Below are 16,248 nucleotides of genomic sequence, written 5' to 3' on the forward strand. Positions count from 1 at the left end.
TAGTGCAACCCCCACCGCTTGGCCGATGTCGGAAAGGCTGTAGTCGTGGTCCACGTGCGCACGACGAACGCGGCAGATTCTCTGCCGATCTACAGGCCCCGTCAAGTCCAACCTAGCCGGGAGTCCTGAGAATTGATTCCATTTCTTTTGGCAGGATAACCCGGTCAGACCTGGCAGGAGGCCCATGCGCAGCTATTGCCCTGGTCATGCCTTTATTCTTCCGCTAGTCGAGGATCAGAAACGCACTCTCGGGATCGGAAGAGAAGGCCCCCACGTCGCCAGCGCGGCGGCGGAGCAATGCTTCGATCATGGCGGTTGAAGCATTGCCGACTCGAACCCAAATCACTTTAGGCGGGTGGCCGAAGAGAAAACTGCGTTGATGGAAATCACCATCCTTCGTCACGATAGCAAAGCCCTGCTGTGCGGCATATTGCCAGACAACTGCATCAGCCGCCTCCTGCAACCCAACTTCGCGGACGTGCCGGGAGTCAGGATATTCATTTTGCAGGGCTTGAACGAGACGATGGGAGAGATTCTGATCGAAGAGAAGCTTCACGACGGGGGGATTGACACAAGTTTCCGCTCCCGATCAGCCGCAAAAGCAAGACAGGCGCGGATGTCTTCACGTGTGAGGTCGGGGAAGTCTTTGAGAATTTCTTCTTCGCTCATTCCGGAAGCAAGGTACTCCAACACATCGTACACGGTCATGCGGAGGCCACGGATGCAGGGCTTACCGCCACGCTTCTCAGGATCAATGGTTATGCGAGTTTTCCAATCCATAAGATGAAGGGTAGCCTGGGAAACCGCAAAGATCAAGGCCGCAATCAGAAGCCTGCGCCTGTCCTCCCTCAATACTTCTTCAGATCAGCCCGCGTTTCTGCAAGTAGTCTGTATCGATGCTGATGGTGGGTTTAGGAAGGTGGCTCCGCTCTTGGAGCAATCGCTCCACGTACTTGCCGATGAGGTCCGATTCAAGGTTGACGGGATCCTTCTCCCGCTTCAGACCGAGTGTCGTCACCTTCGCCGTGTGCGGAATGATGGAGACGGAAAACCTATTGTTGCTCACATCATTGACCGTCAAGCTGATGCCATCGACGGTGATCGAGCCTTTCACAACGCAGTAGCGCAAAATCTCCGGTGGCGCTTCGATGGCGAGAATGGTCGCATTGGCGTCTTGATGCCGGCTACGAATGACACCGACCCCATCCACATGACCAGCCACCAGATGCCCGCCGATGCGTTCGTTGAGCTTCATGGCCCTTTCTAGATTTACCGGTAGTCCCACGGCAAAGTTGCCGAGTGTCGTCACCGAGAGTGTTTCCGGCGAGACGTCTACGGAAAAGTCGCGCTCGCTTCTCGATACGACCGTGAGACAGATTCCATCCACACTCACGCTGTCACCGATCTTCAGGTCGCCCATCACCGTCGAGGCCAGAATCGTGAGCCTGGTTCCCGCAAGCGTTTTTCTCAGGACGGTAATCGCGCCCATTTCTTCGATGATACCGGTAAACATGTTTTACTTCTCGAATTTCAAATCTCAAATAGTGAAAGATGATGATTCAATGTCGCCCCGCCTAGTATAGCGGCTTTTTGTTATTTCTTCCTCATGGCCAGCCAGAAGATGGCGGCTGCTATGAGCTGCATACCGGCAATGACCATGAAGGCGCCTTCATAACTCATGCGCGCGATCAGCAGGCCGGCCAGTAATGGCCCACTCGCATGTCCGATATCCATGATCGTGCCCTGCATTCCCATACCCGCTCCCAACGTCTTGAACTCCGAACTGTCCGCGACAAGAGCTGAGGAGGATGAAGAAACAACCGCCTCACCGAAGCCGAATCCGGCCGACAGCATCAGCATGATCGGGAACATCGACACCTGCGGGATACAGACAAAGGTTCCGGCGCATATCACTAGACCAAGGACAATCAGCGGTTGACGACCGACTCGGTCGGATATTCGCCCCATAATCGGCTTGGAAAAGAACGACGTAAAGGCCTGGACCGTAAACAAGAGACCGACTTCGCCGGGATTCAAACCTACTGCAACTCCATACAGCGGGAGAAACGCCATCAAGGCTCCGTTGGCGATCATCTTGGCCGCGTCGGTCATGCTGGTGATCAGCACCTTGCTGTTTTTGGCGACGGCGGCAAACCCTCTCCACATTTCGGACAGCACAACGGCCGCCCCCTGCTCCTTCCTCTGCGGCACCGAGACGTCGAGATGAAGGCTATAGAACAACAGCATGGCGATGCAGCCAAAGACGCCGGCCGTGACAAACGCCGTGGGAAACCCTGCCGCATGGACGAGGTATCCTCCGAGAAAGGGGCCCAAGAGAGAACCGGACTGCGTGCAGGCCGTATAGGTCCCGAGCGCCGCACCACGCCGTTCCCGATAGAGCTCCGCCACCGTCGCTAGAGCGCTCGGAGCGAAGATGGCCGTGGCGAAACCGTGCAGAAACCGTAATGCCGTCAGCGCATCCAAGTTCGTAATGAAGGGATAGAGAAACGGCGGCAGCCCGAACGCCACCACGCCGATCCGCAGCAAAAACCGTCTTCCATAAATATCGGAGAGGGCACCGGAAGGCAGTTTCAGCAAGACGCCCGTTAAGGTCGAAACGGACACGATCAGACCGATCCGTTCCGGACCCGCGCCGAGCGATTCGGCAAACAAGGAGAGCGCGGGCATCCGCACCATGTTGTAGCTGATGAAGCAAAAGATGCCGACCGTGCAGATCAGCACGAAACTGCGCGATGTCGTCATGGGATCGATCTACCGTCCGAACTACCTTCGCCGGTGCTCTGTGGACCCATCAGCGTCTGTTTCAGAAACGCCACGTGATGTTCCGGTAAAGACGGCGGACTCGCCAGTGCGGACATCACCCGTTGAGGATCCACCCTCATCACCACCCCCAATCGATCGACAGTCTCCACTCCTTTTTGCAACCTGCTTGTAACCATTCTGGAAACTAGCGGATGCAGGAGCGAAACCAACCCTGAAAGAAAACGATTATCCAACTTGGTGTACGCCACCAACGTGCTGTCCATCGCTTCATTGTTGTTCCCGTCTCGTAGAGCACCTGTCCTGAGAAAGACGACTGCTTTTCCCGTCACGTGAGGAAGCAACCGACCTTCATGAGTTCCCTCAAGAAAGTAGATGCGGCTCGTGGGATCCTCGTACACCAACTCAACAATGCCCTTCGTCCCCTCGCCGTCATCACCCCAGAATCGGCCGGGGCCTCGCGCTTCCGACCGGTAAAGACCGAGATGCAGGCGCCGGATCACATCCGCTGTAAAGGGAGGATGATCCAACAGGTGCCGATACAGCGGTTCGGATAGAGCGGTTCGGATCGGCCCGAGCTTGCTTTCGGTCGTATGATTCTGAATGATGGCTTGCAGTCTACAGGTCAAGACGGGATCCACTCGTTCGACGGGAAATATGAGCCCGGCATGGTCGGGGGACAATGTGCAGGCTTCCGACCGGCCATACCCGGCAGACACAAGAATCCCCATACCGATCCAAGGAAGAAGCATGCCTGTCACAGGACCTGGCTGGAACCGCCATGCGGAAATCATGAAGCCGGCTTCGCTATGGTAATCGTGAGATGAACGGAGAAGAGTCGCTCAGGATCTTGTCGTAGCCTGGCTTGGCGCAACAGGGTTTCCACTGATGGAGTCACGGTTCCTTCAAACGAGAGACGGCCGTTCGTCACCACCGTGAGCGGTTTGGAGAAATCGATCAACTGCTCGTTCAGGAATAGGCTATAGCGCTGAACGTGCTCAGCCTTCACCTCGATACGATTACTTCCGGCTATCGACGCGTCAAGCCTGGCATATTCCCGGCGTTTGATTCGCTCGTCCCGTTTGTCGACCAAATCCTCTGAAAACGCCGCAATCGGATCGGTCGCATCGAGGCGGACCCAGTTGAACGCTTGAAAGTGGCTGCCATCACGCACGACGGTCAGGCTGGTCGGCAAGGGATCACGGCGTTGACGGTTGAACCAGGCGACAAGGTCCGGCAACTCCTCTCTGGGGAAATAATGTCCGCCCGCCATGGGATGTTCACGTTGATGCTCGCGATACACATAGGGATAGCCGAGCCTGTCCAGCTCTCGGGCGATCGAGCGGCTCAGGTCAACCGGCATCACCTGATCTTTGGCCCCATGAATGATATAGACCGGCGTGTTTCGAAGATTCGCCAAAAACGGCATCACCACATCATCCAATCCACTCGCCATGGGTGCGAGGCCGGCAAACAACGGCGCATGATGCATCCCGATCAGCCACGCACCGATCCCGCCGTTCGACATGCCGGTGAGGAAAACCCGATCAGGGTCGATGTGATACCGGTGCCCGGCTTGCCGGATCGTCTCCAGCACCAACTCTTCAGCACGCCTTGTAAACCAGGCACCGGAGGGATAGGTGGGACAGGCCAACAGATAGTCCTCGCCCAACCTTGTTCGCCAACGTTCCAAATATTCTTCACCCGTAAAACCGAATCCATGCAGACACACAACTAAGGCATAGGCCCTCGAAGCTTGGTACGTCGGTGGGATAAACAGGGATAGCTGGTACGCCTGTCCACGGATTACAGTCTGTTCATCGGGAAGACTCCCGACTGGTTGGTTCTGATAGGTTCGTTCAGTCCTTATGATATGGGAGACTGTTTCGACGGACGCGCGTTGGTCGAGGAGAATGCGCTGCAACAACCGATCGACGTCGTCACTGTCATGGGCCGCTATATATCGGACCACGAGCGAAGACAGACTCTCGACGACCGATACCGGCTCCTCTGCAAAGCTGGAGTTTATTCCGCCGCCAAGAACCACTGCCAAGCTGATGAATCTTATCCAGACAGTCACAGATCGCCTTCCACCACAAAATCATTGCCGACGGACCGTATGAGCACATGCCGTAACTCGATCGCACCTGCAAGCCGTGCCGGACTTTCTCCCCCGATCACAGCCTTGGCATTCTGGCCGCCAAGAAGCAGCGGCGCCATGTAAAGACGAATGTGATCGACCAACTTTGCCTTCAGCATCGCCGCATTGACCTCGCTACCTCCCTCCACGAGTAGGGACGTGATACCGCGCCGACCGAGCTGCTTGAGCAGAGCGGGCAGCGAAACACGGCCCTGCACTGCGGGCAACGTGAGGATCTCTATACCCTTCTTTTGCAGGACCGATCGTCGAGCCGCTGGGGCTGCAGCAGTTGTCGCAACAATCGTTTTGGCTTTACCCTGTTGTGCCAGGACCTGTGCGTTGAACGGAGTGCGCAGCCGGCTATCGACCACGATGCGAAGAGGCTGCCGTAGCGCTACTTTATCCAATCGCGGTCCGGTTCTCGCCGTCAATGATGGATCATCAGCCAGAACGGTGCCTACTCCGATCAAGACTGCATCGACAGAACGACGAAGTTGATGCACCTCCTGACGGGACGATCCGCCCGTAATCCATCGCGATTCCCCTGTTGCCGTCGCGAGCTTGCCGTCAAGCGTCATGCCCGCCTTCAGTATCACATAGGGACGGCCTGTTTTCATCCAATGGCAATAGGACTTGTTCAGTTCTTCCGCCTCAGACCGGGCAACTCCCACCGTGACTGCGAGTCCGGCCCGCCGAAGCGCTGCGGCTCCTCTTCCCTTTACTGATGGATTCGGATCCTGCATTGCAATCACCACACGGCGGACGCATGAGCGAAGGATTTCTGGGACGCAAGGGGGAGTGCGCTTCTTCAGATGGCAGCATGGCTCAAGCGTCACATAGAGGGTCGCGCTTCGAGCACCGTTGTTTGCCTTTTGCAGCGCCAGAATTTCTGCGTGAGGAGTTCCGGGTCGGAGATGAAAACCCTGCCCGATGATCTTGCCTTGACGAACCACCAAGGCACCAACCATCGGATTCGGGCTTGTCGTTCCCTGGCCCTTCGCCGCCAGGCGAAGGGCCAGGGTCATGAAGTAGAGATCTCGTTCAGTGCTGGTCACCGTCTCTTGCGGCGTGAGGTCGACGGCTTGCGCGCCGTCCCAGCTTTCTTCCCAGCCGGCTTCGCACTCGATTCCGCGATGGCTGCCTGCGCCGCCGCCAACCGCGCGATCGCCACGCGGAAGGGGGAACAACTGACGTAATCCAATCCCAATTGATGACAGAACTCGACGGAACTGGGATCGCCGCCATGTTCGCCGCAAATGCCGAGCTTGAGCTCAGACCTTGTCTTGCGCCCGCCTTCGATCGCCTGTTTCATCAGCAACCCGACGCCTTCGCGGTCGAGTACGGCAAAGGGATCCGAGTCCATGATCTTCTCGGTCTTATAGAAATCGATGAACTTGGCCGCATCGTCGCGTGAAAAGCCGAACGTCGTCTGAGTCAGGTCGTTCGTCCCAAACGAGAAGAACTCCGCCTCCTGCGCAACCAAGTCGGCCGTCACCGCCGCACGCGGCAACTCGATCATCGTGCCGACCAAGTAATTCAACTTGACGCCATACCGCTTCATCGTCTCCTGGGCGACTTCTTTCACGAGATCTTTCTGCGACTTCATTTCGGAGACCATGCCGACGAGCGGGATCATGATCTCCGGCACGATCTTCTTGCCTTCCTTCGCCAATTCGCAGGCCGCCTCCATGATCGCCCTCGCCTGCATACGGGTGATTTCCGGCATCGTAATGCCCAACCGACAGCCACGAAGACCCAGCATGGGGTTGAATTCATGAAGTTCTTCCACTCGGGCCAGCAAACGACGTTTCTCCGCGAGATTGGCCCCGTCATGCTCAGTCAATTCCAGCTGCGCAATCTCCACCATCAATTCTTCCCGCTTGGGCAAGAACTCATGGAGCGGCGGATCAAGCAAACGAATCGTGACCGGGTATCCCTGCATCTCCCGATAGAGTCCGATAAAATCTTGTTTCTGCAGCGGCAGGAGTTGATCCAAGTACTTCTCACGTTCTTCTTTGGTCCGCGCCAGAATCATCTTCTGCATGATCGGAATACGGTCCTCGGCAAAAAACATGTGTTCGGTCCGGCAGAGACCGATGCCTTCCGCTCCGAATCCTCTCGCAATCTTGGCCTGGTCCGGCACGTCGGCGTTGGCCCGGACACGCAACCGACGTTCGTCGTCCGCCCATGAGAGCAACGTCGCGAACAGCTGATACTTCGGCGACTGCTTGACATCCAGCTTCCCTTGCACCACTTGAATGATTTCCGACTCCACCACCGGCACATCGCCGTCGTAGACGTTCCCCGTCGACCCGTTGACGGAGATATAGTCCCCTTCGCGAAACACCTTCGAGCCGATCCGCACCGATTGAGCATCGATCACTTGCACCGCTTCGCAGCCGGCCACGCAGACTTTGCCCATCTGCCGCGCCACCACCGCCGCATGCGACGTCATCCCGCCGCGTGCGGTCAAAAATCCGGTTGCCGCATTCATGCCGTGAATGTCATCCGGGCTGGTTTCCTCGCGGACCAGCACGACCCGTTGACCGGCTGCTTTCATATCGACCGCGCGCTCCGGCGTCAACGCGATCTTGCCTGCTGCCGCACCGGGACCGGCCGGCAACCCTTTGCCCAGCGGAGTCGAGCTGGATTCCACCGTTGAGTCGAAAATGGGATAGAGGTACTGCGCCAGCTGATCGGGGCCGACCCGCTGCACCGCTTCGCGCTTCGTGATCAGTCCTGCTTTCACCATTTCGACGGCGATACGAACCGCCGAGATGCCGGTCCGCTTCCCAACGCGTGTTTGCAGCATATAGAGCTTGCCCTCCTGAATCGTAAACTCCAGGTCGAGCATGTCTCGGTAATGCTTTTCAAGCTTCTTATAGGTGTGTTCGAGCTCCCTGTAGGCGGCCGGGACATTCTTCGCAAGGGCACTGACCGGCAGCGGCGTTCTGATGCCGGCCACGACGTCCTCGCCCTGCGCATTCATCAGGCATTCGCCGAAGAATTTATGCTCGCCGGTATTCGGATCGCGGGTGAACGCCACACCGGTCCCGCTGGTGTCGCCCATGTTGCCGAACACCATCGCCACCACGTTGACGGCGGTGCCCCAATGGTCCGGAATGCCGTTCAGCCGCCGATAGGTAATGGCGCGGGCGCCGTTCCACGACGAGAACACCGCGTTGATCGCCATCCGCAGTTGCTCGTTTGGATCATCCGGGAAATCCTTCCCGGTTTCCTCCTTCACCAACGACTTGAATCGTCCGACGAGGTCCCGCAAGGCCCGCCCGTCCAATTGTGTCTCGTGAGCCACGCCCATTTCTTCTTTCTTGTGGTTCAGGATGGCTTCAAAGTGTTCGCGAGGCACCCCCATGACGATGCTGCCGAACATCGTGACAAAACGGCGATAGCTGTCCTGGGCGAACCGCTCGTTCTTCGTCTTGGCGGCAAGCCCCTCGACCGTCTTCAGCGTGAGGCCCACATTCAGGACCGTGTCCATCATGCCGGGCATCGATGCGCGGGCCCCGGATCGCACGGACACCAGCAACGGCTTCTCCGGATCGCCGAACCCCATACCCATCGACCGCTCCACGCGCTTCAGGGCGGCCAACGTCGCCTCCCACATCCCGGGCGGATATTTCTTACCCTGTTTGTCGTATTCGATGCAGGCTTCGGTCGTGATCGTGAAGCCCGGCGGGACTGAGATACCCAAATTGGTCATCTCGGCCAATCCCGCGCCCTTTCCGCCGAGCAGTTCCTTCATGTTCGACGTGCCCTCGGCCTTGCCGTCGCCGAAATAGTAGACGTATTTCTTTGCCACGTGACTTCTCCTTCCGGGAAGAATGCGTATCAATGAACGGGCGACGCGCGACGACCCTCGGTTGATTCCAGACGAAGCCGATAGCGGTTCACCAAGAACCACTTCGCCCTTACGCCACCGACGATAATGACGGTGACGAACAATATCAGCATCAATAACCGGTAGTCAGCTTGAATACCCTGATCGACATAATACTGGCCGTCAAGTCCCTTCTTGAGCTTCGTGTCTGGCTGGAGAAAATGGGGGTTCCCACTCGGGTCGGAGAGATTAAGCCATTCCGAACAGAGGCGGACCGGTTCATTCACACCAGGGAATGACTGCCACGTCAGCCGAAGACACACGTCCTGTTTTACGTTGAAGAGCTCAGGTGTCTTCACCAAGTCATCCAAATTGATGCCGCTGAGTCTAAGCCCGAGGAGGAGGATTGCATTGCAGAGCACCATCAAGGTCAGCGAGACGCCCAGAGAAAATCGTCGGATCTTGTCCGCCCGACGGCCTACGTCCGTCATCGGCTGATCCATGGCCTCTCCAGTCTTGTTTCACGTCTCGCCGACAGGATGCCTGCACTCAGTCCGATTTGATCTACCGTACTTGTACCACAATCTGTGAAAAATCTGCGAACTTCCCAAAGAAACCATCCGCCACATGTCTCAGCAACGAAAGCCGATTATGACGCAATGCAGAATCTTCGACATTGACCATCACCGAGTCAAAAAAACGATCGATGGACGGCTTCAACTGAACCAGACAATGGAGCGCGTCCTTATACTGCCGCTGCTCGATAAGCCTGTCATATCTTTCTTCCATTGATTGCAATCGCGTATGGAGCTCCCGCTCCGCGTCATCTTTGAACAACGACGAGTCCACCGGTGTCGACTCCGACTTCCGCACTCCCTCTTTCTTGAGGATATTGTTCGCTCGATTGAACCCGACTATCAAGGGGTCAAATTCCGGAAGCGAAGTCGTGGTCTGTAGGACCTCCATTCGTCGGGCAAGATCGACCACATCGCATTCGTTCGTGACGGACCCCGTTACAGCGTGAATCACATCATCCCGCAGGTTCTTCGTCGTTTTCATGTAGAACCGAAGTCGCTCTATGATGAATCCAAACGGATCCTCGACGATCGACGCTGCCGATTTGACATCAGTCTCCACGCCCTGCCTGGCGCTCGTGATCATCTGACGCAGATCGAATTTGACATTGCCTTGGATAGTGCCTTCAATCATAATTCGCACGACCGACAACGCATGCCGCCTCAATGCAAACGGATCCTCTGACCCTTTTGGGATGATGCCGGCCTGAAAAAACGCCACGATCGTATCGAGCCTGTCGGCTAGTCCCAGCACGAGCCCTTCGGTCGTCTCCGGCAAGGCCCCGTCCATCCCCCGTGGAACATACTGATCCCGGATGGCTTCGCAGACCTCGCGCTTCTCTCCATCGTGCTGCGCGTAATATCCTCCCATGATGCCTTGAAGCTCCGGGAATTCTCCCACAATGCCGGACAGCAGATCCGCTTTACAGAGTTGGGCTGCTCTCACACAGGCCTCGACAGAATCCTGTGGAAGCGCCAGCAAGCCGGCAATGAGACGAGCAAGCTTGCAGACTCGCTCCGCCTTGTGGGCCATCGTGCCGAGCTTCTGATGGAACGTGACGCCGGTGAGTTTTTTCCCCCGTTCCTCCAGCTTCACCTTACGGTCTTCGTCAAAAAAGAACTTCGCGTCAGCCAATCGCGCTGCCAGCACCCGCTCGTTCCCCGCCCGAATCAGCAACATATTTTTGGGTTCATTGTTGGCGATTGCGATGAAATGAGGCGCCAGCTTGCCGGACTGCTTGTCCCTGACCGAGAAGAATCCTTGATGGTGCTTCATCGACGTCATCAAGACTTCTTGAGGAACCGCCAAATACTCAGGCTTGAAGTTGCCCAAGACGGCACAAGGCCACTCGGTGGTGTGCACCGCCTGATCGAGCAGGGCGTCATCTGCATTCAAGGCAACGCCCGCCCTGACACACAGACGGTCGATTTGTGTCTGAATCTTGGCTCGGCGCCGTTCAGGATCAACCATCACCCCTCGCCGTTCGAGTTCACGGCTATAGGTCTTGAAATCCCTCACGGTGATAGGCTTTCCACTGCCCATTACGCGATGACCGTACGTCCGATAGCCGGCCTGGATGCCGGCTATCCGTACCGGCACAACCTTTCCTCCGAATAGCGCAACGATCCACCGTACTGGTCTGGCGAAGCGTAAGCCCGCCTCGTTCCACTTCATGGCCTTGGGAAAAGAAATCTTTTCGACAAGTTGAGGCAGTAGTTCCGTAAGAAGGGTTGCGGTCGCCCGCCCCGCATCGCGCTTGACCGCGAAAAGATACTCGCCCTTCGGCGTTGCGCGGACCTCCAAACTTTCCACTGCAACGCCCTGGCCCGTTGCGAACCCCATCGCTGCTCGAGTGGGTTGGCCGGTCTGGTCGAATGCCACCATTCTCGATGGCCCCATCGTTTCTTTGATCACCGCAGTTTGATGAGCACACAAATCGTCCACGACCAAGACGAGCCGTCGTGGTGTCCCATAGGTGTTGACGGACCTGAACGACAATCGCGCATCCTGAAACATACGGGCGGCTGATTCTCGAAGGGCCGTCAGGGCCGGCGCGACAAATTCAAACGGCAGCTCCTCCATGCCGATCTCGAACAATAGCTCGGCGGTCGATTTGGGGCTGCGGGCTTTTTGCCGAGGTCCCTTCACGAGCGTGCGTTTCATCGATGCGTCACCTGCATCCTCATGAGCGGATGCCCCATCGAAGCCCGCTCCTCGATATAGCGCTCGGCACATTGCCTCGCCAGCGCCCGCACCCGGGCAATGTAACCGGTCCGTTCCGCGACACTGATGGCGCCGCGCGCATCCAAGAGATTGAACGCATGGGATGATTTGATGCAATAGTCGTAGGCGGGCAAGGTCAAGCGCTTGTCGGCCTGCGCGAGCAATCGTTTGCACTCGGCTTCGTTCGCCTGGAAAGCTTGCATAAGCATGCTGACGTCCGCTTCCTCGAAGTTGTACCGCGACCCCTGCACCTCAGTTTCATGGTGAATATCGCCATACTTGATCGAGTCCGTCCAGGCCAGGTCGAACACGTTGTCCACCGCTTGCAGGTACATGGCGATGCGCTCCGTGCCGTACGTGATTTCGCCCGTGATCGGAGCCAGTTCAATCCCGCCGATCTCCTGAAAGTAGGTGAACTGGGTGATTTCCATCCCATCTAAACGCACTTCCCAGCCGAGCCCCCAGGCCCCCAGGGTCGGCGACTCCCAATCGTCTTGGATGAAGCGAATGTCGTGCTCCTTTGGATTGATCCCCAGCCGCGCCAGACTTTCCAGATACAGCTCTTGGATATTGTCCGGTGAAGGCTTCAGCACGACTTGGTACTGATAATAGTGCTGGAGACGGTTGGGGTTTTCGCCATAGCGGCCATCCGTCGGACGGCGGCAGGGCTGCGCATAGGCCGCCCGCCAGGGCTCCGGTCCGAGTGATCGCAAAAACGTGGCTGGGTGAAAGGTACCGGCACCCATTTCCACGTCATAGGGTTGATGAACGACACAACCTTGATCGGCCCAGAAGCGATGGAGGGCGAGAATCAGTTCTTGGAAGTTCACGAAGATACAGCCTGGTTGGGGAAAGAACCGATGCTTACGTTTGGGAAACGATCGTCAAGCTAGCAAGAACGCTTTTCCCCTGTCAAGGAACAAGCCCTCTAGATCAATAGCTTGCAGTCTGAAAATCGTTTCTCTTGCGGGCTAACCGCTACGATAGCCATCACCTCACGAGCCAAAGACCTAATCAACTGTATCCTTTCTGATCCTACTCGGTATCCAATCAGATACTACTTCGGCGTTTGCTGCAGGCATTCACTCACAATGTTCACAGATTTGACGACTGTCTACCGATACGCTCTTGGGCAAGCTACTTGCTCGTTGACTCTACGTACAGGCATCGGTACCCTCACACTCAAGAACTCGCCGGAGGCAGAAGGCTTCGCTCGTGAGCACCGGCAGCGCCTGAACGGTGCCCATAAGAACGGAGGAGGATATGGTCATGCGACGGATACAAACCGTACTCACACTCATTCTCGGTTTGGCCTTACTTACAGGGTATGCGATCCTGGCGGAAGGACCAGCTGTCGCGGCAAGCGGCAAGCCCGCCCCTTCACCATTTCACTACGGCAAACATCTGACGGATGCCGAACTGGTTGGAGCGGAGATTTGGTTCAACGCCACAGCCGGCAACGCTCGCTTCTTCACCTACGTCTATCAGCAGCGACTCGGTGTCATGATCGATTGGTATCGAGTCTTGCGAAGCGACGCACGCGACGCGCGTTTCCATCGGTGGGGCCTGATCAACGATCCGGATTGCTGTAAGCCGGGCGATGCTCACTGTCCGGCCAAGAGCTATGACGAGACCTATGGTTTCGACTACTGTCCAGGCGACGACGAACTGCTCAAGTATGTCGGGAAGAGCGGGTATCGAGATCCTGCCTGCGATCTGCAGGACGTGCCCCTTGTGCAGGGCGATCCCCATGATCAAAGAGATTTGCGCCAGTCGGCCTGTGACCTTGAATTCGGAACATCCACCGGTGCACTGGGCCTCCGGAAGTTCCCCAATCCCAAGTTCGACAAGGTGAAATGGCTCAAAATTAACGGCGGACACCTGGACTCGTGGGACGGCTATACAGCCAAAGTGGTGCCGCGCAAGGACCGTGAAGCGCCAGCCAAGAGTCATCTGGTCGACGGCTCGATCGAGCCGCCCTATCGTATCGGCATGTCCTGCGGTGCCTGTCATATTGCCTTCGATCCGATCCGCCCTCCCAAAGATCCGGTCCATCCGAAATGGGAGAACCTCTCCGGCACAGTCGGCAATCAGTATGGCCGATTCGCGCAGATCTTGGGATCGGGAATGGCGCCGAACACCATTGAGTACCAAATCTACGGGCATTCGCGTCCTGGTGCCGTCGACACCTCCGCGATTCCGAATGATCAGGTCAACAACGCCGGCACGATGAACGCCATCATCAATCTGGCCAAGCGACCGAGTTTCGAGGAAGACATCATCAAATGGCGCAAGACGAACCAATGTCCAGCTGGAGGAAACGAGCGGACCTGTTGGTGCGAACCGGGCAAGGACGGCAAGTGTTGGGAGCGGGGCCGAAAGAAAGAGTTCGTCCACCACATCTTGAAAGGTGGAGAGGACAGCATCGGCACCCTCGAAGCCATTCAGCGCGTCTACTTCAACATCGGCAGTTGCTCCGAGGAAGGGTGGGGCAACCATCTCACCGACATGCGGCAGCTCGATCCCACGATGCGTGGGTTCGGGCAGACGCCGTTCGACATCGGACAGGTTCGCCGGGACTGTCCACAATTCCGCGCGATTGAGGATCGCTTGGGCGAAATCGCTCAGTTCTTGTCTACCGGAGCCCCGGCCGACCTGTACCAAGCCCGTGGGTTGAAGAACAACGCCGCGCTCGTCGAACAGCTCAATAAGGAATTCGGGAAAGGCGCAGTTGAGCAGGGTCGCGTGATTTTCGCGAGCAAATGCGCCTCGTGCCATTCCAGCCAGAGCCCACCGTTCGAGAATCGAGATTTTCGAACGGTCTCCACAGATCCTAAGGACAAAGGCATCCGCATCGATTGGCTCGGGAACGACAAGGTCATTCCCGTGAGCGAGGTCGGGACAAACCGCTCGCGATCCCTCCATTCCAATCACATGCAGGGCCGCGTCTGGGAAGAGTACGGCTCTGAAACCTTGCGGGCGAAGCCCGGCGATCCACAACTCAAGGAACCCTCAGACGGCGGACGGGGTTACTACCGAAATATCTCACTACTCAGCCTCTGGGCCTACGCTCCATTCATGCACAACAACGCCGTGGGCCCCGAAGTCTGCGGTGGTCCATTGGATGAGCACTACTACTCATCCTATGTCGATAAAGATGGGAAACCGCTGGCCTCCCCTCCACCCTGTTGGGTATTCGATCCCAGCGTGGAGGGACGATTCAAGCTCTACAAAGCGTCGATGAAAGAGTTACTCAACCCTTCTCAACGAATTCAAAAAGTGACCGGGTTCAATCACGAGGTGACCATTCGGCTGTTCCCGAAGCTGGGTGACGGCAAACTGGAGCGTTTTGTCGACACGGCCATTCGCTTCCCGGTCGGCACACCGGCCGCGCGGATCGGGAACTTCCGCCACAAGGAACTGGTGGGAGATCTCGTCATGGCGCGGGTGGACTTTGACAAGCTGAAGGCCAAGTACGCCGGCCGCTATGGAGCGGAAAAGGGCGAACAGATCGCCAAAACGATCCAAGAAAAGGGAAAGGAGCTGCTCGAGAAGCCGGGATCAGCCCTTGAGGCTGGAGCGGAATTGCGCGAGGTCTACAGCAACAGTCTCGCAGTCATCGAAAACGACGGGCACCGATTCGGCGAGGATCTCTCGGATAAAGAGAAGGATGCGCTGACAGCGTTCCTAGCGACACTCTGATGCATGAACCCTGGGAAGAGGTGATCACGATGAAACGCGCACGATGGTTGATGTCGGTCGGTTTGGTAGTGAGCCAAACTGTGCTCCTCGGCTGTAACCCAGATCCGCCGCCGATTCCATTTGCCCAGAGCGGGGAAGGATATTCCGACAAGGTCGATTTTGCCCGGCTGGAGCACGAGTCACCCCTCAGACCAGCCGATCTCATGAAGATCACGCCGGATAATCTCAAGGGCGCCACGCAGGAACAGGTCGATCAGATCTATGCCCGCTTGACAGCCGGGCCGATTCCGGACGGGGTGTACGATGGGCAAATGTTTTTTCCGAAGGGATCGAGCGAACGGGCCCGCCTGGCCGAGATCGTCGGAGGAGGCATCAAGGGTTTCCTCGTCGATCTCAAAGCGGCCAAGCTCGAGCACATCGGTGAATTCATCTGGAAAGGGAAAGTGTTCTATCGTCAGGACGGCGTCCTTCGGAATCGCATCCAGGATTTGGCCGTACTCAAGCCGATCGTCGGTCCACACACCGACAAGATTCAAAAGATCGACGTAGACGGCAAAGACGCCTGGTTGCTGTTCCCCGCAAAGCTCTATTGTGGGCAGAGTCTGCTGGATGGGCGCCGTGAATCGGTCATTATCGACTACGCGTTTACCGATGACCTGCTGGGCTACCGCGAGATGCCCGATGTGTTGGCCGGACGGGAAGGCTTGGAGATACGCGACGAAATTCGGATGGTTCGTCCAGGATTTTACCTGGGACGAGCCTACATGAAGAAGGTCTTCGCCTTGAACTTCACGCTGTACAACAAGACCGTGGCGGAGAAGGAATCTCCGGCATTTGCCAGTTCCGGCTCGGTGGCAGAGGACTGCTGGGTCGGCAATCAGCGTCTGACAGCCATGGCCAACAAACCGGGCACCCAACAAGCCCGGTGAAGTAAACGCCTAGCAACTCATGCAAGAAATACTAAGACGGTGGGCAACTGCCATGGGAT

At 57.0% G+C, this 16,248-nt stretch carries 13 protein-coding genes; 2 read left to right on the forward strand and 11 right to left on the reverse strand.

The window, feature by feature from the left end:
• Positions 1 to 223: 223 nt before the first annotated feature.
• The 11 genes from P0120_03095 to P0120_03145 all read right to left on the reverse strand — a co-directional run bounded on the left by P0120_03095 (position 224) and on the right by P0120_03145 (position 12,388).
• Positions 224 to 556, reverse strand: a complete 333-nt coding sequence (locus tag P0120_03095; GenBank protein ID MDF0673318.1) for a DUF5615 family PIN-like protein — start codon at positions 554 to 556, stop codon at positions 224 to 226.
• Positions 553 to 780, reverse strand: a complete 228-nt coding sequence (locus P0120_03100; protein MDF0673319.1) for a DUF433 domain-containing protein — start codon at positions 778 to 780, stop codon at positions 553 to 555. Before P0120_03100 ends, P0120_03095 begins: the two co-directional genes overlap by 4 nt.
• Before the next feature lie 79 nt (positions 781 to 859).
• Positions 860 to 1,513, reverse strand: coding sequence for a riboflavin synthase (locus tag P0120_03105; protein ID MDF0673320.1), 654 nt, complete (start codon positions 1,511 to 1,513; stop codon positions 860 to 862).
• A gap of 80 nt (positions 1,514 to 1,593) precedes the next feature.
• A complete protein-coding gene (locus tag P0120_03110; GenBank protein ID MDF0673321.1) occupies positions 1,594 to 2,763 on the reverse strand; it encodes an MFS transporter in 1,170 nt (389 codons plus the stop codon).
• Complete coding sequence (locus P0120_03115; protein MDF0673322.1) at positions 2,760 to 3,533, reverse strand: hypothetical protein; 774 nt, start codon at positions 3,531 to 3,533, stop codon at positions 2,760 to 2,762. The genes P0120_03110 and P0120_03115 overlap by 4 nt, the downstream gene beginning before the upstream one ends.
• Before the next feature lie 38 nt (positions 3,534 to 3,571).
• Complete coding sequence (locus tag P0120_03120) at positions 3,572 to 4,861, reverse strand: hypothetical protein (protein MDF0673323.1); 1,290 nt, start codon at positions 4,859 to 4,861, stop codon at positions 3,572 to 3,574.
• Entirely contained in the window at positions 4,858 to 5,976 is a 1,119-nt protein-coding gene (ribD, locus tag P0120_03125) for a bifunctional diaminohydroxyphosphoribosylaminopyrimidine deaminase/5-amino-6-(5-phosphoribosylamino)uracil reductase RibD (GenBank protein ID MDF0673324.1), read from the reverse strand. Before ribD ends, P0120_03120 begins: the two co-directional genes overlap by 4 nt.
• Entirely contained in the window at positions 5,973 to 8,741 is a 2,769-nt protein-coding gene (ppdK, locus tag P0120_03130) for a pyruvate, phosphate dikinase (GenBank protein ID MDF0673325.1), read from the reverse strand. Before ppdK ends, ribD begins: the two co-directional genes overlap by 4 nt.
• Positions 8,742 to 8,770: 29 nt before the next feature.
• A complete protein-coding gene (locus tag P0120_03135; protein MDF0673326.1) occupies positions 8,771 to 9,262 on the reverse strand; it encodes a hypothetical protein in 492 nt (163 codons plus the stop codon).
• A gap of 61 nt (positions 9,263 to 9,323) precedes the next feature.
• Positions 9,324 to 11,498, reverse strand: coding sequence for a glycine--tRNA ligase subunit beta (gene glyS, locus P0120_03140; GenBank protein ID MDF0673327.1), 2,175 nt, complete (start codon positions 11,496 to 11,498; stop codon positions 9,324 to 9,326).
• Positions 11,495 to 12,388 (reverse strand): glycine--tRNA ligase subunit alpha, encoded by an 894-nt coding sequence (locus P0120_03145; GenBank protein ID MDF0673328.1) that lies wholly within the window; start codon positions 12,386 to 12,388, stop codon positions 11,495 to 11,497. The genes glyS and P0120_03145 overlap by 4 nt, the downstream gene beginning before the upstream one ends.
• 439 nt (positions 12,389 to 12,827) lie before the next feature.
• Here P0120_03145 and P0120_03150 point away from each other — a divergent pair, with 439 nt between their 5' ends.
• Positions 12,828 to 15,260: a hypothetical protein gene (locus P0120_03150; protein MDF0673329.1), complete on the forward strand. Its 2,433-nt coding sequence runs from the start codon at positions 12,828 to 12,830 to the stop codon at positions 15,258 to 15,260.
• Positions 15,261 to 15,289: 29 nt separating this feature from the next.
• The gene (locus tag P0120_03155) at positions 15,290 to 16,189 is read left to right on the forward strand and encodes a hypothetical protein (GenBank protein MDF0673330.1); all 900 of its coding nucleotides are present in this window, start codon (positions 15,290 to 15,292) and stop codon (positions 16,187 to 16,189) included.
• Positions 16,190 to 16,248 lie beyond the last annotated feature (59 nt).

It is taken from the genome of Nitrospira sp. (genome assembly GCA_029194675.1).
Taxonomy (GTDB): Bacteria; Nitrospirota; Nitrospiria; order Nitrospirales; family Nitrospiraceae; genus Nitrospira_D.

What these genes read in the sequence shown, in the direction of transcription:
- P0120_03100 (MDF0673319.1), bottom strand. Translation starts at nt 780, where the DNA reads ATGGATTGGAAAACTCGCATAACCATTGATCCTGAGAAGCGTGGCGGT.
- P0120_03105 (MDF0673320.1), bottom strand. Translation starts at nt 1,513, where the DNA reads ATGTTTACCGGTATCATCGAAGAAATGGGCGCGATTACCGTCCTGAGA.
- P0120_03110 (MDF0673321.1), bottom strand. Translation starts at nt 2,763, where the DNA reads ATGACGACATCGCGCAGTTTCGTGCTGATCTGCACGGTCGGCATCTTT.
- P0120_03115 (MDF0673322.1), bottom strand. Translation starts at nt 3,533, where the DNA reads ATGCTTCTTCCTTGGATCGGTATGGGGATTCTTGTGTCTGCCGGGTAT.
- P0120_03135 (MDF0673326.1), bottom strand. Translation starts at nt 9,262, where the DNA reads ATGGATCAGCCGATGACGGACGTAGGCCGTCGGGCGGACAAGATCCGA.
- glyS (MDF0673327.1), bottom strand. Translation starts at nt 11,498, where the DNA reads ATGAAACGCACGCTCGTGAAGGGACCTCGGCAAAAAGCCCGCAGCCCC.
- P0120_03150 (MDF0673329.1), top strand. Translation starts at nt 12,828, where the DNA reads ATGCGACGGATACAAACCGTACTCACACTCATTCTCGGTTTGGCCTTA.
- P0120_03155 (MDF0673330.1), top strand. Translation starts at nt 15,290, where the DNA reads ATGAAACGCGCACGATGGTTGATGTCGGTCGGTTTGGTAGTGAGCCAA.